Here is a 23351-nt window from a genome sequence, read left to right as displayed (position 1 = left end):
ATGCGGCTGCAGGGACGCGGTAGACAATCGCGATGTACTTCACATTCTGCTCACGCTCGGCGGGGCAAGGGTTGTCGTCACGGAACATATCGCGCGTTGCCGCCGTCACTGAGCATAGCCTTGCCCGGCACGCCGATGCAGTTCAAGCCCAAAAGGTTTGCATGACCAACGGGCGATTCCATGGCAGGTGAAAATGGCCAGCATGCAGCGAACCGCAGGACGCTCACTGACACGGAGATCGCATGTTCCCACGCTTGGCCAGCTTCCTGATCCTGGGCCTGTGCAGTACCGGCGCCCTCGCTGCCGATGCCACCTATCGGCCCGCCTTCCAGCCGGACCAGCTGAAGGGGCCGCCTGCAGGGCGACCGAACGAGGTGCTGGTACTGGGCACCGCCCACCTGTCCGGCCTGCCAAAGTCCTTCCAGCCCGCCTTGCTTGAACCGTTGCTGCAGCGACTGGTCGCCTGGAAGCCCGGGCTGATCGCCACCGAAGACCTGTCCGGCCTCCAGTGCGATTCCATGCGTCGCTACCCGGAACGCTATGCGGAGAGCGTGGCCACCTACTGCTTCGACACCACCGCTGCGCAGGCTGCCACGGGCCTGGACGTGCCTTCAGCGAACGCCCAGGCCGAGCGCCTGCTTGCGACATGGCCGGACGAGCCGACGCCCGCCCAGCGTCGTCGGCTCGCCGCATTGTTCCTGGCTGCGGGCGAACGCGGCTCGGCGCAGGTGCAATGGCTGCGCCTGCCTGCGTCCGAGCGCAAAGCCGGCGATGGGCTGACGCCGGCCCTGGTCGAGATCCTCGGCAAAGGCCTGGTCCGCCGCAATGAAACCAGCCTGATCGCCGCCGTCGTTGCCGCCCGCCTCGGGCATGAACGGCTGTGGGCCGTGGACGACCACACGGCCGATTCTCCCACACCGGCAGAGGATAAGGCGGCGGCCAGTGCAGCCATCACCGGTGCCTGGAACAATACGTACTTGCGGGCGCGACGGGAGGCCGATGAACGCCTCGTGGCCAATCTGGACAAGCCCGGCGGCGTCATGGCGCTGTATCGGGATTACAACAGCCCCGCGGCAGCGATGGCAGCGTACCAGAGCGACTTCGGCGCGACGCTCGTCGAGCCGTCCTCCAAGGCGTTCGGCCGGATGTATGTCGGTTACTGGGAAACCCGCAACCTGCGCATGGTCGCCAACGTCCGCGACGTGCTGGGCCTGCACCCTGGCAGCCGAATGCTGGCCATCGTCGGTGCCTCGCACAAGGGCTACTACGAGGCCTACCTCAATCAGATGCACGACGTGCAGCTGGTCAGTACGGACACGGTATTGCGTTGACCAGGATAGGTGCACGCGATGCGCTGGCACTATCCTGCAAGGCCCGTCTGCAGGTGCCGACATGCTGAAAGTGATCGCCGAGGATTTCATCCATCCCGATGCGGTGGACACCGTGCTTCCCCTGTACCGCGAGCTGGTCGCATGCACGCGGCGAGAGCCGCTCTGCCTCGGCTATGAACTGTTCGTCGACCAGAAGGACCCCGGGCATTTCGTCTTCATCGAGCAATGGCCGGACCGCGACGCTCTGGATATCCATTGCGCCAGCGAGCACTTCCAGCGTCTGGTGCCTCAGATCAACGCGTTCCAGCGCGCACCGTGCCGGGTCCTGCTGATGGACGCGGCACGGGTGTAGTGCCGGAAGCGAGACGCCCGCCGTCGCCGCGGCCATGCCGCCACAGCAACACGCAGGCCGCAACCGTGCAGGCCAGGCTCAGGACCAGCAGCGCGACCGCGCCTTGCTGCAATACGGGCAACAACGCCTGCGCGTACGGGTCGCCGCGCAGCTGTTCGGCGCGCAGGCAGGTGGCCAGCGCCAGGCACCAGCCGACCAGCGCCGGGATGAACATGCGTACCGCAACCGGGTTCCAGGCATTCATGGGTTCACCTGCTTCAGGGGAGATGCGCACAGTATTCGCGCGCGTCCTCTCACAGACTGAGATCAGTCCTGGGCGGCATCGGCATCGTCGCCTGGAAGCTCCGACAGCTCGCCCTGCACCTGCACGTTGTTGCGCCCCAGCGCCTTGGCCCGGTAGCACTGTGCATCGGCAGCGGCCACTGCCTGGTCCACGCTCATGCCCCCCGCCAGGGGCGCGATGCCGATGCTGGCACCGACCCGCAGCCGATGCTGATCCCACGGGATGGACAGCGCTGACAGGGTCTGCAGGAGTTCACCGCCGATCCGTGCGGCACGACGCGGCGTACACCCGGACAGGATCACCGCGAACTCGTCGCCGCCCAGCCGCGCCACCACGTCCGAATCACGCACACCATGTCGCAGCACACTGGCCACCGCCCACAGCACGGCATCGCCGGCCAGGTGGCCCCAGGTGTCGTTGACCGGCTTGAAGCGGTCCAGATCGATGTACATCAGCGAGGCGGCCTGCCCGGTGCGCTCGACGCGGGTGATCGCCTGCTGCAGGTGCACCTCGAAACCGCGGCGGTTGCTCAGTTCGGTGAGTGGATCGATCTCGGCCAGGTGGCGGGCTTCGCGCTGCCGCGCCCGCTGCTGGGTGTCGTCGCGCAGCACCCACACCGCGCCGCGCACATGGCCTTCGTCATCGCGCAGCCAGGCCCGCGTCAGGTCCACCGGCACCGTTGCCGTGCCCAGGCGCAGCAGCAGGTCGGCGTGCAGGTCCACCGCGTTGCTCTCCGGGTCCAGCAGTACCGACACATCCAGTACCGAGCCGGGCGCGTACTCGGTGGTCAGCGCCAGCACGTCCTGCACCTTGTGCCCGGCCAGCGACAGCGCGCCATCACCGGCCAGGGTGCGTACCGCGGCCGCGTTGGCATAGTCGATGCGGCCGTCAAGGTTGACGCTGAGCACCAGGTCGGCCACCGCATCCAGGGTGATGCGGCTGCGCTGTTCGCTCTCGAACAGGCGTTGCTCACTGCTGCGCTGGGCGGTGATGTCCTGGATCTGCGACACGAAGTGCAGCGGCTGGCCATGCTCGCTGCGCACCAGCGACACCGACAGCCGCGCCCAGATGATGCGGCCGTCGCGGTCGAGATAGCGCTTTTCAAGGTGGTAATGGCTGCGCCGTCCGGCCAGCAGGTCCTGCACCAGGGCCAGGTCGGTCTGCAGGTCATCGGGATGGGTCAGGCGCTGGAAGTCGACCTGCAGCAGCTCTTCGCGCGGGTAACCCAGGATCCGGCACAGCGCATCATTGACGTCCAGCCAACGCCCCTCCAGCGACACCAGCGCCATGCCCAACGCCGCCGACGTGAATGCACCGGCGAACTTCTCCGCCGACAGCCGCGCCTCGGCCCGTGCCTGCAGAATTTCGGTGATGTCGATGGCCATGCCGACGTAGCCGATGCGTGCGCCATCGGCACCTTCCATGCGGCTGATCGACAGGCGCACCTGGCGTGGCAGGCCCTCCTTGCGCAGCAACGTCCACTGCCGCGAGTAGGTCTGCCCGTCAGCGCGGGCACTGAGCGCTTCGAACACGTCGGGAAGGTTGCCCTCGGCATCGGCCAGCGGCTCCAGCCAGGCATTCAGTTCCTCCGGATCGTGGAACGCATCGAGCCGGCGCTGGCCGACCACCTCCGCTGCGCTGTAGCCCAGCAGGCGCTCCGCACCCGTGTTGAACAGGGTGATGGTGCCATCGGTATCGGTGGCGATCACCGCTACCTCATCGGACGCATCGACCACGGCCTGCAGGCGTTGGCGGGTTTCGGCCGCGTCCTGTCTCGCCTGCTGCAGCTCGGTGACGTCGGCATGGGCACCGGCCATCCACAGCGGCTTGCCCTGCCCGTCCCATTCAAAGACGCGGCCACGGTCCTGGATCCAGATCCACTGGCCGTTCCTGTGGCGCATGCGCAGCAGGCAGGCGTAGTTGTCGCTGCGCCCTTGGAAATGGTCGTCCAGCGCAGCATCGGACAACGCAATGTCATCGGGATGGACCAGCCTCAGGAACGTCTTCTGGCAGATGGGTTCCAGCTCTTCCAGGCGGTAACCGACGATCTCGGCCCAGCGCGCATTGACCCGCATCTCGCCGGTCTGCACGTTCCATTCCCAGGTTCCCGCGGCGGTACCGTCGATGATCATCGCCAGGCGGCGACGCTCTTCCGCCAGCTCCTGCAGGCGGCGCTCCAGCAGTCCATTGCCGTGGATGCCCTGGCCCGGCATCAATCCGGTCTCCTGCCGGCACGGGCAGGCGCCGAACGCAGCGCAGCGCTGCGACCGCCGGTACGAGCAACGGGTGGTGCTGGCGTCATGGCCCTCCCCAGCAACAGCGGGGTGGCCGGACGCCTCCCCTCAAGCGCAAGTGTGCGCAATCACGGGGAAAATCGACAAGTCCCCCGCCATGAATCAAGTGTGACGGGGAACGCGGTCCTCAACTGCGCTTGGCGCGCGCGAAGGCCTCGGCCAGGGCGTTGTTGGCCGGGGGCGCGGACGCGGCGGGACGGCCACCATTGCCTTGACCCCGGTTCAGCCCGCGGTTCTGGCCGCCTGCATCGCGGCGCGGACCCTGCCCATGACCGCGCTCATCACGCTGTCCCGGGCGGCTGGTGGCTTGCCCGGGGGTATCGTCCAGGCGCCGGGTCAGGGCGATGCGCTTGCGCGCCACGTCCACCTCCAGCACCTTCACCTTGACGATATCGCCGGCCTTGACCACGTCGCGCGGGTCCTTCACGAACGTATCGGAAAGTGCCGATATGTGGATCAGGCCATCCTGGTGCACACCGATATCGACGAAGGCACCGAAGGCCGCCACGTTGCTGACCACACCCTCGAGCACCATGCCCTCGCGCAGGTCCTTGATGTCCTCGACGCCCTCGGCGAATCGTGCCGCCTTGAACTCGGGGCGTGGGTCTCGGCCCGGCTTCTCCAGTTCCTTGAGGATGTCACGCACGGTCGGCACGCCGAAGGTGGCATCGGTGAACTGCTCGGCCTTCAGGCCGCGCAGGAAGCTGCCATCACCGATCAGCGCCTTGATCGGGCGCGCGGTGCTGGCAACGATGCGCTCGACCACCGGGTAGGCTTCCGGGTGTACCGCCGAAGCATCCAGCGGTTCATCACCGTCGGCAATGCGCAGGAAGCCCGCGCACTGTTCAAAGGTCTTCTCGCCCAGGCGCGCGACCTTCAGCAGGTCCTTGCGGCGCTTGAACGGGCCGTTCGCATCACGGTGGCGCACGATGTTCTCGGCCACCGTGGCCGACAGGCCGGACACCCGCGACAACAGTGCAGCCGAAGCGGTGTTCACGTACACGCCCACCGCGTTCACGCAGTCCTCCACGCGGGCATCCAGCGCGCGCGCCAGGCGGTACTGATCCACATCGTGCTGGTACTGGCCGACACCGATCGCCTTGGGTTCGATCTTCACCAGTTCGGCCAGCGGGTCCTGCAGGCGGCGGGCGATCGACACCGCCCCACGTAGCGACACGTCCAGCTCCGGGAACTCCCTGGCCGCGAACTCGGACGCCGAGTACACCGACGCCCCGGCCTCGCTGACCACTACCTTCTGCAGCTTCGGGTTGGCAGCGGCCTTGATCGCTTCACCGGCCAGCTTGTCGGTTTCGCGGCTGGCAGTGCCGTTGCCGATCGCGATCAGTTCCACGTTGTGCTTGGCGCACAGCTGCTTGATCGTCTGCAGCGACTGCTCCCACTGGCGACGCGGCTCGTGCGGGTAGATGGTGTCGGTGGCGACCAGCTTGCCGGTGGCATCGACCACGGCGATCTTGCAGCCGGTGCGGATGCCCGGGTCCAGTCCGAGCACGGTCTTCGGGCCGGCGGGTGCCGCCAGCAACAGGTCCTTCAGGTTGTCGCCGAACACCGCGATGGCTTCGGCTTCGGCCTTTTCGCGAGCTTGGTTGAACAGGTCCAGCAGCAGATGGGTGTGCAGCTTGGCACGCCAGGTCAGCCGGCACGCATCCAGCAGCCAGCGGTCGGCGGCACGGCCCTGGTCGGCGATGCCGGCCTTGCGCGCCACGCGTCCTTCGGCGTACTGATGGCCAGCCTCGGCATCGCTGCCCGGGTCCAGTTCCAGGAACAGGATCTCCTCGCGGCGCGCACGGAACAGTGCCAGCAAGCGATGCGACGGAATCTTCGCCAGCGCCTCGGCATGCTCGAAGTAGTCGCGGTACTTGGCGCCCTCGGTTTCCTTGCCCTCGGCGACGCGGGCACGGATCACGCCGGTCTCGCCCAGCCAGGTGCGCAGTTCACCGACCAGCGCGGCGTCTTCGCCCCAGCGCTCCATCAGGATCGCGCGCGCGCCTTCCAACGCGGACTTGGCGTCGGCCACGCCCTTGTCGGCGTCGACGAAGGTGGCCGCGAACGTCTGCGGGTCCTGCGTCGGGTCGGCCAGCAGGCCATCGGCCAACGGCTCCAGGCCGGCCTCGCGGGCGATCTGCGCACGGGTGCGGCGCTTGGGCTTGTACGGCAGGTACAGGTCTTCCAGCCGGCTCTTGGTATCGGCGGCCAGGATGTCATTGCGCAGCTCGTCACTGAGCTTGCCCTGCTCGCCGATGCTGGCCAGCACCGCCGCGCGACGGTCCTCCAGCTCGCGCAGGTAGGTCAGCCGGGTTTCCAGGTTGCGCAGCTGGGTGTCGTCCAGGCCACCGGTCACTTCCTTGCGGTAGCGCGCGATGAACGGAACGCTGGCGCCTTCGTCGAGCAGGCCGACGGCGGCGCGTACCTGGGCGGACTGGGCACCGATTTCGTCGGCGATGGTCTGGGCGATCTGCTGGGCGAGCGCGCTCTGGGCGTTCTTGGCGTCGTGCATTGCTTCAGGTCTGTGCCGCGTTTCGGGAAGCCCCCATTCTGGCAATCCGCGACGGAGCCGGACAAGGCATTGACAGGGGGCGAGGTTCAGCGGCGAAGCCGGATTGGACGCCGGCATCCTGGCAAAGAGCGGGCTCGGACTGGCCCGGGGCTGGGATGCCGGCGCGGGCGCGCGATGGTGGGCGCGCCCTGCCGCGTGTTGCGACGGTCAGCGGTAGTGGCGGGCGGCGCGCTGCATGACGATGTCGTCACGCATGCCTTCCAGGGCCATCAGGCGGACCTTGCCGACACCCTGCAGTTCCATGAACCGCTCCGTGTAGAACTCCGGCCCCAGCGCGGTGTCGGCGCGGGATTTGCTGAAGCCGTAGGGCACCACGCCCTTCTCGCCATCCTTGCTACCACCGACATAAAGAACGATTGCCATGTGATGTCTTCCTCCAAATTGCTACTGCGTACTGCGCTCGATGAGCGATGCTGCGAGCTCATCGAGGGAGAGCTTACCGCGTCGAACCTGACTGGAACGTCACGAAGGCTAATGACGATCGGTTGCATGCAGATGACTGCGGGATCGCAGCAGAATGCTTACGGATCTTTAACTTCCGGCTAACGAATCGCGGGGATTCCCGCCAACGGCGCAGCCCCTCGTGGGTGGTTTGGTTGGTCGCGGAAAGCCGGTTTCCTGTGGGCTGGCCGGGAGGGTGGGTAGGCCGGGGACGCCGTGAACCCAACCCGACCGACCAGCGCGAGGGTTTTGCATTTGACAACCAGGCATCACCACCCACGAGGGGCCGCGCCGTTGGCTGGAAACTACGGCCACCAACCACGCCCGAACCGGGCGAAATGATCGGCCGCGCGTTCGAACGGATTGCGTGCACTCACCCCACCACACAGCAGGTACACCGGCAGGTACAACGGCCCCAGCACCATGTACTGGTAAACGTGCGCGCGCTCGTGGTCGTCCAGCCGAATCAGCGGCTCCACGCCCCACCCCGCCTGATGCGCATAGGTCCGGCAACAGATGCCGAGGTCATGGCCGGTATGCAGGATCACGTTGCCCAGGGTGATCGCACCGCCCGGCCCCCACGGCCAGTGATCGAACACCACGGCGCAGTCCCGCCCGCTCCATCGCAGCGTCGCGCCGCCAAGCATGCCGGCCAGGCCGCCGATCAGGCCGATCAGTGTGTTGGGCAGCGTCCATGCGGCGCCCAGCATCTGCAGCGCGCGCAGCCAGAGCGGCCGGGATCGAGCGGCGGTGTTCAATCCGCCTCGTTCGGAATCAGCAGCCACAGGATCAGGTAGATCAGAATGCCGGGGAAGGCGGCCGAGCCGATCGATACCAGCACGAACACGATCCGCACCAGGGTGGGGTTCCAGCCGAAGCGATGGGCAATGCCGCCCATCACGCCGGCAATCATGCGGTCGTTCAATGAACGCGACAGCGTCTTGGGCGTGGTGTTCACGGCGGTGTCTCCTCGGCTTGCGGGCAGAATCAGTCGAGCACGCCGCGACTCTACACCGCCTCCGTGTCTACGGCGTGCGGAGACGCAGCGCCTGCAGGCGCGCACCGAACCAGGCGGCCGCGGTCTGTTCAGGCTGCCCCGGGCACTGGATGCGGTAAGGCTTCCCGCTCATGCTGCTCTGGCTGGCGGCGCGCTCGATGAACTGCTCGGCGCTGTCCACCATGTCCTTCTTCAGCAGGTAGTCGTACTTGCGCTGCAGATGAGCGCGCGCATCGCCGCCGTCGTACCAGCTGCCATTGCGCTGGAAACGGCACTGCGAGCCGTCCAGGCTGGAAATCAGCTGGGCGATCTCCCGGCGTGCATCGGCACTGGGTGCGGCGTGGGCAAATTGTGCTGCCAGCAGTGCCGCAAGAATCAACGAAATCCGGTACGTCATCATCCCCCCAGGTCAATCGAGCATGGCTCGACTCTACAGGTCACGCGCCTTCAACCAGCCATCGATCGTGGCCGGCACTTCGCGCTGGGCGCGGCCGGACACATAGATACCAATGTGGCCACCGCGGAAACTGGACTCGGTGTAGTCGTCCGTGCCCAGGCGCCCACGCATCGCGCGCGAGGCGTCCGGCGGTACCAGATGGTCCTGCTCGGCATAGATGTTCAGCACCGGCAAGGTCACCTGCGACAGATCCACGGCTTCCTCGCCGATCCGCACCGTACCGTTCACCAGGCCGTTGCCCTGGTAGAACTGCTTGATGAAGTCACGGAACGCCTCGCCCGCCAGGTCCGGCGAATCGAAGATCCATTTTTCCATGCGCAGGAAATCCTCCAGCGCCGCCTTGTCGTCGAGGATATCGAGCAGACCGACGTACTTCTGCACGTTCAGGCGGAATGGCTTGAGCATCAGGTAGCTGGCATTCATCAGGTCAGCCGGTATGTTGCCCAGCGTATCCACCAGCAGATCCACGTCCACCTGCCGCGCCCAGTGCGAGAGCATGTTGTCGGCCGTCTGGAAATCGACCGGGGTGACCATGGTGATCAGCTTGCCCAGCTTCTCCCGGCGCAGCGCGGCATAGCACAGCGCGAACACACCGCCCTGGCAGATGCCGAGCAGGTCGATCGGGCCGCCACTGCGCACGCGCAGTGCATCCACCGCACCATCGATATAGCGCAGCAGATAGTCCTCCAGCGTCTGGAAGCGCTCCGAACGATCCGGGTAGCCCCAGTCCAGCACGTACACGTCCTGCCCGAGCGCCAACAGCTTCTGCACCAGGGAGCGGTCGGCCTGCAGGTCGACCATGTACGGCCGGTTGACCAGCGCGTAGACGATCAGCAGCGGCGTGCGCCGGGTCGGCGCCTGTTCGCCGACGAAGCGGTAGAGCACCACCTTGCCGTCGCGCCACACTTCCTCGCGGGCGGTCACGCCATAGTCAACGTCTTCCACCTGCGGCAGCAGCTTCAGCCCTTCCATCAGCTTGCGCTGCATCGCCAGGGTTTCCTGCATCAGGTCATCGGCGTTGAAGCCCAGCGGTCCCTTCATCGGTCACGTGCCCGTGAGGTGGTGCGAGATTCGGACTTTTTGGCAGCCGCCTTCTTTGCCGGCGCGGCCCTCTTCGCGGCCTTGCGGGCGGCTGGCTTCACCTTCGCCGGCGTCGGCTGCGCCACCGGATCGACCGCAGCGGTTCCAGCCAGCACCGCCACTTGTGCCTGCAGCCGGCGCAGGCTGCGCTCCAGCTCGGCGATGCGGCGGTGTGCGGCATCCATCTCGCTGCGGGTCGGCAGGCCGATACGTTCACTCATCTGTTCCACCTCGCGCTGCAGGCCGGCGCGCAGACGCATCTGCGCGTTGCCCAGCGAGGCGTACACCTGCTGGAACGGTTCGGACATGGCGACCTTGGCGTAGGCCTCCTCGGCCACTTCGATCCACAGGTCGAACATCGCGCGGGCGCTGGTCAGCTGGCTGCCCGGCTGTTCGTGCTCGGCCAGGCGCTGCTCGAACAGCGCAAATGCCTCGTCCAATGCCCGCTTGATCTGGTCGACATAGGCGCGCGAATGCTGCTGGTATTCTTCCTGCGCACGCAGCAGGGCCTGCCAGCGCGCCTGGTGCTCGCGGCCGGGGCCGAATGCCGGGCCCTGCAGCCACGGGCCCGCCTGCAGCTGGAACTGCTGCAGCCATGCGGCGAATTCAGGTACTGCGGCACCGGCGTGGGTGCTGCCGCGGGCACCCTGCAGCATCCATTGCAGCATGCCGTCGCCCTGCCCCTGCACCGCCTCACGCCAGGCCTGGGCCACGTCGGCACTGCTGGCGTCGCGGCCGGCAAACCGAGCGGCGACCTCCTGCATGGTGCCGTACCAGCTGCCCGCCTGTTCGCGGAACCGGCGCATGGCATCTTCCGGCGCGCCGGGCGCCTGTTCGGGCAGCAATTGGCCCCACCAGTCAAACAACCGTTGCCAGCTGCCGGGGTCGTCACCGGCAGGTGCAGCGGGCGCGCCCGCATGGCGCAGAGCATCACCCCAGGCGCCGAAGTACTGCCGGGCCAGCGTCTCGAAATCGCTGCTGCCGGCATCGTGGGCCGAGCTGGTCATCGCAGGCCTCCGCAGGGCTGGCTCATGGCTTGGGGATACGCAGGGTCTTGCTGATCATCAGCGACCCGGACAGGGCGAACAACAGCACCATCGGGTGCAGCTGCCACGGTCCGATCTGCCACTGGCCGAACCAGATGTTCTGGCCGATGGCATCGGTGCCGGCGGCGATCGCCAGTACGATCACCAGCACCAGGCTGGTCGGGATCGGGGTGCCCTCGAAATACGTGACCTTGCCCTCATCGCCGGTCATTGCCTCGGCAGTGACGTTGTAGCGTGCCAGGCGGCTGACGCCGCAGCAGACGAAGTAGCTCAGCACCAGCCAGTCCCAGCCACCCTGCATGCCACAGGCATAGGCCAGCGCCGCTGGGGCCACCCCGAAGGAGATCACGTCGGACAGCGAGTCCAGCTCGCGGCCGAGGGTGGAGCTGGACTTGCGCCAGCGCGCGATGCGCCCATCAAGGGCGTCGAAGATGAAGGCCAACGGGATCAGCGCCATGCCGAACAGCAGGTAGCCGCGCTCGCCATCCTGCAGGAAGCGCATCGCAGCGAAGACCGCACCGGTGCCGCAGAAAGCATTGGCCAGGGTGAACCAGTCGGCCAGCTGGAATTCGCGCAGCATCGAGAAGTGACGTTTCATGGGGACTCACGGAGCATCAAGGCCCACAGGTTACCGCGAGCGCCGCCGCTGGGGACAGCGCTGACGGGGCCACCTTCACCGCCCCCTCACCCGCCCTCACCGGCGGTGAATTTTTCGCCACCCATCTTGACAGCCTAGGGGGGTGGCGCCTGTCGCGGCTTATCCACAAAGTTGCCCACGCGTAATCCACACCCCCTGTGGACAACCAGATCTCACCGACTGCGACGGTGGACATTTCCTCATCACCCTGACGCGGGGTTTCCCTACTTCCCAAGCCGCGAGGTCGGCGCTATGGTCACCGGCGGGCCCGCCGCCACGTCCGATTCCTGGTGACGGACGATGATGATGCCGGATGCTTCCACCTGCTGCTGGCGCAGCGGCCCTGAAGTGGTAGAGCCGGCCGCTGGCCGGCTGCCCCTGCCATTCCGGAGTGCCGGCCAGCGGCCGGCACTACCCAGCCTGCACCCGCCGCCAACGCGCGAAGCACAACACCTGCATCACCAGCATGGCCAGCAACCCCAGCGGCCACGCCCACCACACGCCGGCCAGCCCGTGCTGCGCCTGCATCCATATCGCCAGCGGCAGTTCCACCAGCAGCACCGCTGCCATACCCAGCAACGCTGGCAACCATACCGTGCCGCTGCCGCGCATCACCCCGACAAGCACCGCGCTGATTCCCATCGCCAGCACGCCCCACACCACAGTGCGCAGCTGCAACGCAGCCAGCTCGCGCACGTCGGCTGCCGCCAGGATCAGCCCGGTCAGCCCGCGCGCCAGCGCCACAACCAGCACCACCACCACGCTCAGCGTCGCCAGCGCCACCAGCACACCCGTCCGGGCGATGGCCGGCAGCCGTGCTGTACGCCCGGCGCCCATCGCATGCGCCGCGAGGATGGTGGCGGTGATCCCCAACGACATTGCCGGCAACTGCACCCAGTTCATCAGCTGGTTGACCGCACCGTAGGCGGCCGTAGCGGTGTAGCCGTAACGGTTGATCCAGCCCAGCAACACGATTTCGGCGACGGCCAGGCTGAGCATCTGCAGCGAGGAGGGTATGCCGATGCGGAGCATCGATCGGATGATCGCGCCATCGAAACGAATGGCATGCAACAACTCAGGGCCCGGTGCCAAGGGATGTCCTGCCCGATGCCAACGCAACAACAGCCAGCCCAGGGCCAACAGCGAGGCAAACGCCGCCGACACCGCCGCACTGGCCGATCCCAGCCGCGGCAGGCCGGCCCAGCCCAGAATCAGCAGCGGCGTGCACAGCAGGCCCACCGCCGTGGCCAGCAGCAGCGCATGCAGCGGCGTCTTCGCATCGCCTACTGCGCGGCTCACGGCAGTGGCCAGCCACAGCAGGAAGAACGCCGGCGCCGCCAGCAGCAGCACGCGCGCGTAGACGATGGACTCACCGAGGATCGGTGCCGGTGTACCCAGTGACATCAGAAGCTGTGGTGCGAAACCGCTCCCCAGAGCCATCACCAGCACCGACAGCACAAGGATCAGCGCCACCGCACTGCCAGCCACCGCGCGCACCTGCTGCGGCCGACCCGCGCCCCAGGCGTGCCCGATCAGCACCATCGCGCCGGTCGCCAGGCCCATCACCAGGGCCAGCAGCAGGAAGAAGACCGGGAAGAACGCAGCGGCCACGGCCACCGCCTGGGTACCGAGCAGATGGCCGAGGTAGATGTTGTCCAGCGTGCCTGCGGCCAGCTGCAGCGCATTGGTCAGCAGCATCGGCAGCAGCAGGGCCAGGTAGGTGCGCCACAGAGGCGGCGCGACCAGGGGCGTGGGATGTACAGGGGAGTTCATGGGGTTCTCTGGGCAAGGCGCTGCCCTGCCCGGCGTTTCCACCAGCAAAGCAAGCACAGGGGACCGGGCCGCAGCCCGCGATCAGGTGGCGCCGCCGCTCAACGACGGCGCGATGGTTCAGCCGTCAGCGCTGTCGAACGCCAGACGCAGGGCGTGGTCGCGCACATCCCTGGGCCAGGAATGCAGCACCGCTTCAAGGCCCGTACGGTCGTGCGCGAACAGCACGCGGATGGCCTCCTCGAAGCCCGGCAGGTCACCGGCGATGGTCTGCAGGAAGTGATAGGCGCGCTCGGCATCGCGACGCCAGCGGTCCTTGTCCGCACCGACGCGGCTGGCCGCCTCCACCAGTTTTCGCAATGCCACCGAGGCCCCGCCCGGCTGCTCTGCCAGCCACGCCCAATGGCGCGGCAGCAAGGTCACTTCACGGGCGACCACGCCCAGCTTGGGGCGGCCACGGCCACGCGGGGTCGCCGCAGCGTCTTCGGCAGTGATCTCGGCATCCGCCTCGCCAGAGGGGGGAAACGCTTCGGTTACCCGCGCCAGCAGTTCCTCGTCACTGCCGCGCGTATCGAAATCGCGGGTGCGGCCGGTGGCGTTGTCGAACACCAGCAATGGTCCGGCAGCGTTGTCGGCGCGCAGCCGCTTGAGCGCCAGTGCCGCCACTTCCGGGCTGCCGCAGGCAACGAGGCGATGGCCGTCGAAACAACTGAAGGGAGGGAGTCGGGACGCAGGCATGGCAATGGCATCAGAGGTGATGCGCGAATATTGCCCGGGTAATTTATGGTCGTCAATATTGCCCGGGTATTAATTGACCGAAAGAGCCTGCCAACCCGGGTTGGCACCCACCGGAACGGTTGGCACCTCCCCGATTCGCCGGGTCACAGCCGGCTGTAGGACCAACTGACCATGCGCCCGTCCTTGTAAGGCATCACGCCGTGGAACGGGCGCGGGTCGGCGTCGAACACCAGCGGCAGGAAGTTGCGGTCGCCTTCCCACATCGGCAGCGTGTCCAGCTTGTCCAGATCCACCCACTCCAGCGTGCCTTCGTGGTTGCCGCCGTGCGGGGTGCCTTCGAAGCTGTCGATGACGAACACGAAGCCCAGCCAGTCTTCGCCGTGCCTGCCGAAACCGGGCCAGCTGAGAGTGCCGCGCAGGCGCATGCCGGTGCAGTCGATGCCGGCTTCCTCGGCAATCTCGCGGCGCATGCTGGCCGCCACGTCCTCGTCCGCTTCGATCTTGCCACCCAGGCCATTGTACTTGCCGAGGTGATGGTCACCGGGGCGCGTATTGCGATGGATCATCAGCACCTGGCGACGATCGGGCGACAGTACATAGCCCAGGGTGGCGACGATCGGGGTGTACGGCATGGGGCGGTATCCAGCGGCAGGTCAGCCCTGGATTATGGCCGATCAGCGCACCAGCGACAGGCGGCGCTCGGCAGGCGCACCGGCGCCATCGGGGTCACGGCGCAGCGTGGCGACGCCGTGGCCGCGCTCGGCCAGGTATTCCAGCCACTTGCCGAGGAAGGTGTTCATCCGCATGCGATGGCTGATCAACTCCGCCGGCGGCGGGTACAGGCCCATGGTGTCCTGCCAGCGGCGGCCGACGTAGCAATGGGTGGTCTCGGCCTGGCGCGCGTCACGGTACAGGCGAACATAGGCCGAAGGATCCGGCTCGCCGGTGACCGGGTCGGCGATGTCGTAGGTGAGCCGCAGTTCCACCGTATAGCGGTGGCACTCGATCACGTCCAGGCGGACATCCAGGCCGTCGCCGATCGAGGAAATGTAGCTGCCCGCCGCCAGTCCCGCCGGTTCGAACAGGCGCACCAGATGGCGGTAGTTCTCCGCGTACAGGCCCATCAGCCAGCTCAGCCGGCTCAGGCGGGGAATGCGTTCGGTACGGGGCAAGGCTCGGGCCATGGGTCGATCCTACACGTTGGTGCTTCAACGTGGGGGCGCCTCAAGCCACAGCCAACCCGACGACGACGATCCCCCTGCAGGGCCGAGACCACGCTCGGCTGCGCTTCGGCCAGAACCCGCTGGCCCAGCCGAGCGTGGGCTCGGCTCTACGGGCGCAGCCAGGCGCGCCGGAAAGGATCAATACAGCTCGCGCTGCAGCCCCAATGTGGCCAGCACCTTGCTGGAAATCTCCTCGATCGAGGTGTGGGTGGTGCTCAGGGTCGGGATCCGCTCCATGCGGAACATGGTCTCGGCCGCGGCCACCTCGCGCTTGCAGGTGTCCAGGTTCGCGTAGCGCGAGTTCGGACGGCGCTCCTGGCGGATCTGCTGCAGGCGGTCCGGATCGATGGTCAACCCGAACAGCTTGCGCCGGTAGTTGCGCAGGCGCGGCGGCAGGCGGTCGCTTTCCAGGTCTTCGTCGGTCAGCGGGTAGTTGGCCGCGCGCACTCCGTAATGCAGAGCCAGGTAGATGCAGGTGGGCGTCTTGCCGGCGCGCGACACCGCCACCAGGATCACGTCGGCATCGTCATAGTTCACCGCGATGCCGTCGTCATGGGTCAGGGCGAAGTTCATCGCGTTGATGCGGCGGTGGTACGTGTCGAAATCGACCATGCCGTGGGCCTGGCCGACCCGGGCCAGACGCGGGCTGGCCAGTTCACGCTCCAGCGGCTCGATGAACGGCGCGAACACATCCAGCATCAGCGCCCCGCTGTCGGCCAGGATCAGGCTCAGGCTCTGGTCCACGCAGGAGTTCACCACGATCGGCCGGACCTGGTACCGCTCCCCCGCCGCCTGGATCCGGGCGCAGGCTTCACGCGCTTTTTCAGGGTCGTCGACAAACGACATCCGATCGGTAATGAAGCTGAACCCGGAGAACTGGGTCAGCAGGCTATGCCCAATGGTTTCAGCGGTGATACCGGTTCCATCGGAAACGTAGAACACCGGACGGATGGTCGACATGCGCGCTTTTACCCCCTACAAAGCTTAAAAAGGCCGCCAGCACAAGCTTGTGCCGACGGTGCTCTGCCCGGCATCATATCGGCTTCTTCCTACGGACGCGGCCACTCAGCCCGCCTCGGGCGATGGCCAAACGGAGCATCGCGCTTGAACGAGAACATCCTGTGGTTGCACGAACTGCGTCTGGCCGATCTGGCCCGCGTAGGCGGCAAGAATTCGTCCCTGGGCGAGATGATCGGCAACCTGGCCGGTCTGGGCGTTTCGGTGCCGGGCGGTTATGCCACCACCGCTGAAGCCTTCAAGGACTTCATCGCGCACAACGACCTGTCCAAGCGCATCTTCGACAGGCTGGCCACGCTGGACGTCGAGGACGTCAACGCGCTGACCGCCGCCGGCAAGGAAATCCGCGGCTGGGTAATCGACGCCCCGCTGCAGCCGCAGCTGGACCAGGACATCCGCACCGCCTACGCCAAGCTGAGCGCCGAGAATGGCGGCGGCGACGTGGCCGTGGCCGTGCGTTCGTCTGCCACTGCCGAGGATCTGCCGGATGCGTCCTTCGCCGGCCAGCAGGAAACCTTCCTCAACGTGACCGGTGCCGACGACGTCGTGCACAAGGTCAAGGAAGTGTTCGCCTCGCTGTACAACGACCGCGCCATCGCCTACCGCGTGCACCACGGCTTCAAGCATGAGGACGTGTTCCTGTCCGCCGGCGTGCAGCTGATGGTGCGTTCGGGCGTCGGTTCCTCCGGCGTGCTGTTCACCCTGGACACCGAGTCCGGCTTCCGCGACGTGGTGTTCGTCACCTCCTCGTTCGGCCTGGGCGAGATGGTCGTGCAGGGCGCGGTCAATCCGGACGAATACTACGTCTACAAGCCCACCCTGCAGGCCGGCAAGCCGGCGATCCTGCGCCGCTCGCTCGGCAGCAAGGCGATCCGCATGGTGTATTCGGATGTCCCCGGTGAGCGCGTCCGTATCGAAGACACGCCGGCCGAACTGCGCACCACCTTCTCGATCAGCGACGAGGACGTGCAGGAACTGGCCAAGCAGGCGCTGGTCATCGAAAAGCACTACGGCCGCCCGATGGACATCGAGTGGGCCAAGGACGGTGTCAGCGGCAAGCTGTTCATCGTGCAGGCGCGCCCGGAAACGGTGAAGTCGCGCAGCCACGCCACCCAGATCGAGCGCTTCGCGCTGACCGAGAAGGGCGGCAAGGTGCTGGCCGAGGGCCGTGCCGTCGGCGCCAAGATCGGTTCGGGCGTGGCCCGCGTGGTGAAGACGCTGGACGACATGAACCGCGTGCAGCCGGGCGACGTGCTGATCGCCGACATGACCGATCCCGATTGGGAACCGGTGATGAAGCGCGCCTCGGCCATCGTCACCAACCGCGGTGGCCGCACCTGCCACGCCGCGATCATCGCGCGCGAGCTGGGCGTGCCAGCCGTGGTCGGTTCGGGCAACGCCACCCAGGTCATCGAGGATGGCCAGCTGGTCACCGTCAGCTGCGCTGAAGGCGATACCGGCTTCATCTACGAAGGCAAGCTCGGCTTCGAACGCACCACGACCGATCTGGGCAACATGCCGCCGGCGCCGCTGAAGATCATGATGAACGTGGCCAACCCGGAACGTGCCTTCGACTTCGGCCAGCTGCCGAACGCCGGCATCGGCCTGGCCCGCCTGGAAATGATCATCGCCAGCCACATCGGCATCCACCCGAACGCGCTGCTGGAATACGACCGCCAGGACGCCGCGACCAGGAAGAAGATCGACGAGAAGATCGCCGGCTATGGTGACCCGGTCAGCTTCTACGTGGACCGCCTGGCCGAAGGCATCGCCACCCTCACCGCCTCGGTTGCACCGAACCCGGTGATCGTGCGCCTGTCGGACTTCAAGTCCAACGAGTACGCCAACCTGATCGGCGGCAGCAACTACGAGCCGCACGAAGAGAACCCGATGATCGGCTTCCGCGGCGCCAGCCGTTACGTCGACCCGAGCTTCTCGGCCGCCTTCGCGCTGGAGTGCAAGGCCGTGCTGCGCGTGCGCAACGAAATGGGCCTGGACAACCTGTGGGTCATGATTCCGTTCGTGCGCACCCTGGAAGAAGGCCGCAAGGTCATCGAGGTGCTGGAACAGAACGGCCTGAAGCAGGGCGAGAACGGCCTGAAGATCATCATGATGTGCGAAGTGCCGTCCAACGCACTGCTCGCCGATGAGTTCCTGGAGATCTTCGACGGCTTCTCGATCGGCTCCAACGACCTGACCCAGCTGAGCCTGGGCCTGGACCGCGACTCGTCGATCGTCGCGCACCTGTTCGACGAACGTAACCCGGCAGTGAAGAAGCTGCTGTCGATGGCGATCAAGGCAGCACGTGCCAAGGGCAAGTACGTCGGCATCTGCGGCCAGGGCCCGTCCGATCACCCGGATCTGGCCGAATGGCTGATGCAGGAAGGCATCGAGTCGGTGTCGCTGAACCCGGACACCGTGGTCGACACCTGGCTGCGCCTGGCCAAGCTGAAGGCCAACGGCTGATGCCGTGATGGGCTGACGTCGCTTTCATCGACGTCCGCCCATACTGCTGCTGCACGCAAGCCCCGCCTCTGCGGGGCTTGCTGTTTCTGGCGTCCACGCACGCCCGGCCCCACGCAGACATCGCTACGCAGCAAAGGACTTCCGCATGATCGCCGCCGCACCTCCCGCCCCCGCCGCAACGCCCTGGTTCCACTCGCTCAACTGGGAGCGCCTGCTGGAAACCTACGGTGTGCCGTTACTGGCCGCCATCGTGGTGCTGCTGGTGGGCCTGTGGGTGGCGCGTCGCCTGTCCAACGCGATGCCGCGCGCCACTGCGCGCATGGGCGTGGATCCGATGCTCGGCAGCTTTCTGCGCAACGTGGTGTATGCCGCATCGCTGGTGATCGTAGTGGTGCTGGCCATCGGCACGCTGGGCGTGCAGATCACGCCGCTGCTGGCCGTGCTCGGCACCGCCGGCCTGGCCGTTGGCCTTGCCCTTAAGGATTCGCTGTCCAACATCGCCTCGGGCGTGATGCTGGTGACACTGCGGCCGTTCCGCGTCGGCGATGTGGTCACCGTGGCCGGACAGACCGGCACGGTGCGCGAAGTGCGCATTTTCCAGACCGTCATCACCGGTGCCGACAACCAGCACACCACCATTCCGAACACGCTGATCACCGCCGCACCGATCATCAACCTGACGGCCGAGCCGACCCGCCGCGTCGAACTGGTGATCGGCATCGGCTACGAGGACAACATCCAGCTGGCACGCGACACCGCGCTGGCGCTGATGAAGGCGGACCCGCGCGTGCTGCAGACGCCGGCACCGGACGTCGTGGTGTACGAGTTAGGGGCGCACGCGATCAACCTCGGCATCCGCTGCTACGTGAAGTCGGCCGACTGGTTCGGCACCAAGGTCACGCTGCTGGAACAGCTGAAGCTGGGCTATGACAAGGCCGGCATCAACATTCCGTATCCGCAGCAGGACATGCATCTGTACCTGCACGGCAAGGATGGCGGTGTGGTCGAGGCGGACGCGCTGGTGCGCGACAAGCCCTGATCCCAAACAGAAATGCCGGCCAGCGGCCGGCACTACCCTGCCCCGCGCCCCCTGGTAGTGCCGGCCGCTGGCCGGCACCCACCCATCTCCATGCACCGGTAGTGCCGGCCGCTGGCCGGCAGCCTTCAGGATCAGGCCGCGACGCGCTCTTCCAGCGTCGGGTAATCGGTAAAACCGGCCGCGCCGCCACCGAAGAACGTGGCGCGATCCGGCGGGGCCAGCTCCACCCCGAGGCGCAACCGCTCCGGCAGATCCGGGTTGGCGATGAACGGGCGACCGAAGCCGATCAGGTCGGCCCAGCCTTCAGCCAGTGCCTGCTCGGCACGTTCGGCGGTGTACTTGCCGGCGTAGATCAGCGTACCCGGGTAGACCATGCGCAGCGCCTGCTTGAACGCCGCCGGCATCAGCGGTGCATCGTCCCAGTCGGCTTCGGCAATGTGCAGGTAACCCACGCCCAGATCACCCAGCAGATGCGCGGCCGCCAGATAGGTCGCCTGCGGCGTATCGTCCACCGCGCCCTGCAACGTGGTCAGTGGCGCCAGGCGCACGCCGACGCGATCACCACCGACCACCGCAACCACCGCCTGCACCACCTCGCGCAGGAACCGCAGGCGGTTCTGCAACGCGCCGCCATAGCCGTCGGTGCGCTGGTTGGCCTGCGAGTCGATGAACTGGTTGATCAGGTAGCCATTGGCACCGTGCAACTCCACGCCATCGAAGCCTGCGTCCAGCGCGTTGCGTGCCGCCTCGGCGTAGTCGGCGACGATGCCCGGAATCTCGTCTTCGCGCAGCGCGCGCGGCATCGAATGCTGGATCATTTCGCCCACCCCGGCTTCGGGACCTGCCCCGGTCGGGTCGACGAACACCTTCACGCCTTCCGCCAACAACGCCGACGACGACACCGGCGCGGCGCCGCCCGGCTGCAGCGCCACGTGCGAGACCCGGCCGACATGCCACAGCTGGGCGTAGATGCGACCGCCGGCAGCGTGCACGGCATCGGTCACCCGGCGCCAGCCCTTCACCTGGTCCGGGCTATGGATGCCCGGGGTCCAGGCATAGCCCTGGCCTTGAGGGCTGATCTGAGTGCCTTCGCTGACGATCAGGCCGGCGCTGGCGCGCTGCGCGTAATACGTGGCCATTTCGGCAGTGGGCACGTTGCCGGCCGACGAGCGCGAGCGGGTCATCGGCGGCATCACGATGCGGTTGGGCAGCGTCAGTGCGCCCAGATGATGAGGAGTGAACAACATGGCGGCGATCTCTTGCGGGAGGAGTGCCACCAAGAATGGGGATGGCGCCCGCCAGGCAACAGGCACGCACTGGCAAAACAGTTGTTCCCCCACGGCAAGGATCACCCTGTACGAGGGCTCATCCACGCACAGCGTGTATCTACTCCACCCTTGGCTCGATCTTTACCGCACCGTGTGCCACGCGGTCATAGCAGGCGCGCACCACATCTTCCCCATACTTCAACTCCAGCCGGCGCACGATGAAGTGACCACGCGCCATGTCCTGGTAGTAATCGGTGAACATGGTATTCAGTGTTGCACCCGCGGCCGCACCAACGATCGGCACCGCCTGCGCAGCGAATTTCTCGGTAACAACCACGCCGAAGCGCGCCGCCACCTTCTCCACCATCTTCGCCAGCAGCTTGCCGGCTTCCTTCGGCGCCACGCCCAGCGTCAGGTCGCGGCCGGTCACCACCCGCCCGGCCAGCTCGGCCGACAGGTGGCGCATCACATCGGTGGTGAAGCCGCGGGCCAGGTAATAGCCCGTCTCGCTGGCGTCATCACGCGGCGAGTTGCCGCCCAGCGCGAACACTTCCAGGCACGCCTGGCGGGTGCTGAACTCGGACAGGTCAAACCCCTCGCTGCGGGCGACGTCGGCCACCGCACGCATCATGATCGTGGTCGACACCGGCAGCTCGATGAGCAGGGCGGCAAAGCCGAAGGCACCGCCGACCGCACCGGAGGTGGCTGCCGCCAATTTGTGCCAGCGGGTCGACGCTCCCTTGCCGGGCGAGTTGTCCATGCTCCACAGGGCTGCCTGCGCCGACTTGGACAGTGCCGCCTGCACCGCACCGTGGATGCGGTTGGAGACCGAACTGGGCAGCGCCTTCACCGCGAACTCCAGCGGCGTACCGACCAGGTTCGCCATGCGCGCGGTCAGGGTCGGCGCTTCCAGCAGCGCCACCGCGCGCTGCAGGTCGGACCAGTCGCGGGCGTCATGGGCGATGTCGCGGGGAAGCAGGATGGGCTCGTTCATGGCGCCGATGTTAGCGCCCGGAAGTTGAACGGTTCGTCGTGGGTCACGACAGAAGGCGCGGATCCGGCGCCTTGCCGGCCAGCGGCCGGCACTACCCGTTGGTGTGTCACCCGGTAGCGCCAGGCCATGCCCGACGGCGTCGTTCAGGCAGCCGGCAGGCCCGACAGCGCACCCATGAACTGGCGGTAGTGGCGCAGCTCGGCGATTGAATCATGCACGTCGCTCAGCGCGGTATGGTTGCTGTTCTTGCCGACGCCGGCGGCCACGCTCGGCGCCCAGCGCTTGGCCAGTTCCTTCACCGTGGACACGTCCAGGTTGCGGTAGTGGAAGTACTTCTCCAGCCTCGGCATCTGGCGGTGCAGGAAGCGGCGATCCTGGCAGATCGAGTTGCCGCACATCGGCGAAAGACCGGCCGGAATCCACTGCGCCAGGAAGTTCACCGTCTGCGCTTCGGCCTGGCCCAGGGTGGTGGTGCTGTCCACCACGCGCTGCCACAGGCCGGAACGACGGTGCTGGTTGCGGTTCCACTCATCCATCGCTTCCAGCGTTTCCAGCGGATGGTGGATGGCAAACTCGGGGCCTTCAGCCAGCACATTGAGCTGGGCATCGGTGACCACGGTGGCGATCTCGATGATCGAATCGTTGTCGGTATCCAACCCGGTCATCTCCAGGTCGATCCAGATCAGTCGCTCGTTGGCCGCGCCGGTGTCCGCCATTGTGTCGCCTCATTGCTGGGCAGGCGCGCGGCCTACCGGTGAAGGAAAGAGGCGCCCATCATACCCGTTCGCCCCTCAGCCCTCGCCCGCATGGTCTTCCAGCAGCAACGGCGGCTTGCCGCGCTTGGCGCGGAAATAATTGGTCAGGCGCATGCTGGCCTCCTTGGCCAGCACCCCACCGTGGATTTCCACCCGGTGATTGTGCCGGGCATCACCCAGCAGGTCGAACACGCTGCCGCAGGCGCCGGTCTTGGGGTCGCTGGCGCCGTAGACCAAGCGGGCGACGCGTGCATGCACGATGGCCATCGCGCACATCGCGCAGGGTTCGAGGGTCACGTACAGGGTGCTGCCGAGCAGCCGATGATTGGCCAGCCGCGTGCCGCCGGCGCGCATGGCCACGATCTCGGCATGCGCACTGGGATCGTGCGAGGCGATGTTGAGGTTCCAGCCCTCGCCCAGCAGCTGGCCATCGGCGCCCACCAGTACCGCACCGACCGGAATCTCGTCGAACTCGCGCTGCGCACGCTCGGCCAGCGCCAGCGCATGGCGCATCCAGTGTTCATCGGCGTCGTGCACCGGTACACCCAGGGCATCGGTCATGGCGGTTCTCGCATGTCTGCAGGGCCA

General features: G+C 66.9%; 23 protein-coding genes. 4 read left to right on the top strand and 19 right to left on the bottom strand.

The features are described 5' to 3' along the window. Window positions 1-242: 242 nt before the first annotated feature. Window positions 243-1331, top strand: coding sequence for a DUF5694 domain-containing protein (locus tag A7X97_RS05445; protein WP_088496177.1), 1089 nt, complete (start codon window positions 243-245; stop codon window positions 1329-1331). Window positions 1332-1392: 61 nt separating this feature from the next. Further along, window positions 1393-1683: a putative quinol monooxygenase gene (locus tag A7X97_RS05440; protein WP_061479066.1), complete on the top strand. Its 291-nt coding sequence runs from the start codon at window positions 1393-1395 to the stop codon at window positions 1681-1683. On the opposite strand, the gene A7X97_RS05435 is transcribed toward A7X97_RS05440, so the two are convergent. The 15 genes from A7X97_RS05435 to ppsR form a co-directional block, all read right to left on the bottom strand. After that, complete coding sequence (locus A7X97_RS05435; RefSeq protein WP_072167439.1) at window positions 1625-1927, bottom strand: hypothetical protein; 303 nt, start codon at window positions 1925-1927, stop codon at window positions 1625-1627. The genes A7X97_RS05440 and A7X97_RS05435 overlap by 59 nt on opposite strands. Window positions 1928-1989: 62 nt before the next feature. After that, a complete protein-coding gene (locus tag A7X97_RS05430; protein ID WP_072167438.1) occupies window positions 1990-4179 on the bottom strand; it encodes a PAS domain-containing protein in 2190 nt (729 codons plus the stop codon). A 208-nt stretch (window positions 4180-4387) separates the two neighbouring features. After that, window positions 4388-6775, bottom strand: a complete 2388-nt coding sequence (locus A7X97_RS05425) for a Tex family protein (RefSeq protein WP_072167437.1) — start codon at window positions 6773-6775, stop codon at window positions 4388-4390. A 207-nt stretch (window positions 6776-6982) separates the two neighbouring features. Next, the gene (locus tag A7X97_RS05420; RefSeq protein WP_005417149.1) at window positions 6983-7198 is read right to left on the bottom strand and encodes a hypothetical protein; all 216 of its coding nucleotides are present in this window, start codon (window positions 7196-7198) and stop codon (window positions 6983-6985) included. Window positions 7199-7581: 383 nt separating this feature from the next. Beyond that, window positions 7582-7986, bottom strand: coding sequence for a hypothetical protein (locus tag A7X97_RS05415; RefSeq protein ID WP_088123871.1), 405 nt, complete (start codon window positions 7984-7986; stop codon window positions 7582-7584). Window positions 7987-8030: 44 nt separating this feature from the next. Next, window positions 8031-8189, bottom strand: coding sequence for a PspC domain-containing protein (locus tag A7X97_RS05410; protein ID WP_194430536.1), 159 nt, complete (start codon window positions 8187-8189; stop codon window positions 8031-8033). 112 nt (window positions 8190-8301) lie between these two features. Beyond that, the gene (locus A7X97_RS05405) at window positions 8302-8670 is read right to left on the bottom strand and encodes a YfeK family protein (RefSeq protein WP_032954276.1); all 369 of its coding nucleotides are present in this window, start codon (window positions 8668-8670) and stop codon (window positions 8302-8304) included. A 33-nt stretch (window positions 8671-8703) separates the two neighbouring features. Next, a complete protein-coding gene (gene phaC, locus A7X97_RS05400) occupies window positions 8704-9771 on the bottom strand; it encodes a class III poly(R)-hydroxyalkanoic acid synthase subunit PhaC (protein ID WP_005417157.1) in 1068 nt (355 codons plus the stop codon). Next, window positions 9768-10817, bottom strand: a complete 1050-nt coding sequence (phaE, locus tag A7X97_RS05395) for a class III poly(R)-hydroxyalkanoic acid synthase subunit PhaE (RefSeq protein ID WP_088496176.1) — start codon at window positions 10815-10817, stop codon at window positions 9768-9770. Before phaE ends, phaC begins: the two co-directional genes overlap by 4 nt. Before the next feature lie 22 nt (window positions 10818-10839). After that, complete coding sequence (locus A7X97_RS05390; RefSeq protein ID WP_019660264.1) at window positions 10840-11454, bottom strand: CDP-alcohol phosphatidyltransferase family protein; 615 nt, start codon at window positions 11452-11454, stop codon at window positions 10840-10842. Window positions 11455-11904: 450 nt separating this feature from the next. Next, the gene (locus A7X97_RS05385) at window positions 11905-13266 is read right to left on the bottom strand and encodes an MATE family efflux transporter (protein WP_088496175.1); all 1362 of its coding nucleotides are present in this window, start codon (window positions 13264-13266) and stop codon (window positions 11905-11907) included. A 117-nt stretch (window positions 13267-13383) separates the two neighbouring features. Beyond that, window positions 13384-14001, bottom strand: coding sequence for a DUF2239 family protein (locus A7X97_RS05380; RefSeq protein ID WP_111007674.1), 618 nt, complete (start codon window positions 13999-14001; stop codon window positions 13384-13386). Between the two features lie 143 nt (window positions 14002-14144). Beyond that, entirely contained in the window at window positions 14145-14633 is a 489-nt protein-coding gene (locus tag A7X97_RS05375; RefSeq protein WP_088496173.1) for an NUDIX hydrolase, read from the bottom strand. Window positions 14634-14675: 42 nt separating this feature from the next. After that, window positions 14676-15185 (bottom strand): DUF1249 domain-containing protein, encoded by a 510-nt coding sequence (locus A7X97_RS05370; protein WP_032954273.1) that lies wholly within the window; start codon window positions 15183-15185, stop codon window positions 14676-14678. Window positions 15186-15362: 177 nt separating this feature from the next. Continuing rightward, entirely contained in the window at window positions 15363-16184 is an 822-nt protein-coding gene (gene ppsR / locus A7X97_RS05365) for a posphoenolpyruvate synthetase regulatory kinase/phosphorylase PpsR (RefSeq protein ID WP_005417170.1), read from the bottom strand. A 144-nt stretch (window positions 16185-16328) separates the two neighbouring features. Between ppsR and ppsA the strand changes: the two genes are divergently transcribed. Together ppsA and A7X97_RS05355 are read left to right on the top strand one after the other, a co-directional pair. Next, a complete protein-coding gene (gene ppsA, locus A7X97_RS05360) occupies window positions 16329-18707 on the top strand; it encodes a phosphoenolpyruvate synthase (protein ID WP_088496172.1) in 2379 nt (792 codons plus the stop codon). A gap of 145 nt (window positions 18708-18852) precedes the next feature. Then, window positions 18853-19746, top strand: coding sequence for a mechanosensitive ion channel family protein (locus A7X97_RS05355; RefSeq protein WP_088496171.1), 894 nt, complete (start codon window positions 18853-18855; stop codon window positions 19744-19746). A 131-nt stretch (window positions 19747-19877) separates the two neighbouring features. Here A7X97_RS05355 and A7X97_RS05350 read toward each other — a convergent pair whose 3' ends face one another. The 4 genes from A7X97_RS05350 to tadA form a co-directional block, all read right to left on the bottom strand. Further along, a complete protein-coding gene (locus A7X97_RS05350) occupies window positions 19878-20993 on the bottom strand; it encodes an alkene reductase (RefSeq protein ID WP_088497927.1) in 1116 nt (371 codons plus the stop codon). Window positions 20994-21132: 139 nt separating this feature from the next. Further along, complete coding sequence (locus tag A7X97_RS05345) at window positions 21133-22008, bottom strand: EcsC family protein (protein ID WP_049415102.1); 876 nt, start codon at window positions 22006-22008, stop codon at window positions 21133-21135. Window positions 22009-22151: 143 nt separating this feature from the next. After that, complete coding sequence (gene orn, locus A7X97_RS05340) at window positions 22152-22724, bottom strand: oligoribonuclease (protein ID WP_053499815.1); 573 nt, start codon at window positions 22722-22724, stop codon at window positions 22152-22154. A gap of 75 nt (window positions 22725-22799) precedes the next feature. Further along, window positions 22800-23324 (bottom strand): tRNA adenosine(34) deaminase TadA, encoded by a 525-nt coding sequence (tadA, locus tag A7X97_RS05335; RefSeq protein WP_005417177.1) that lies wholly within the window; start codon window positions 23322-23324, stop codon window positions 22800-22802. Window positions 23325-23351 lie beyond the last annotated feature (27 nt).

The sequence above is a fragment of the Stenotrophomonas sepilia genome (assembly GCF_003244875.1).
Classification (GTDB): Bacteria; Pseudomonadota; Gammaproteobacteria; order Xanthomonadales; family Xanthomonadaceae; genus Stenotrophomonas; species Stenotrophomonas sepilia.
Note: the sequence above shows the minus strand (reverse complement) of the source record. Positions and strands in the feature narration are given on the sequence as shown.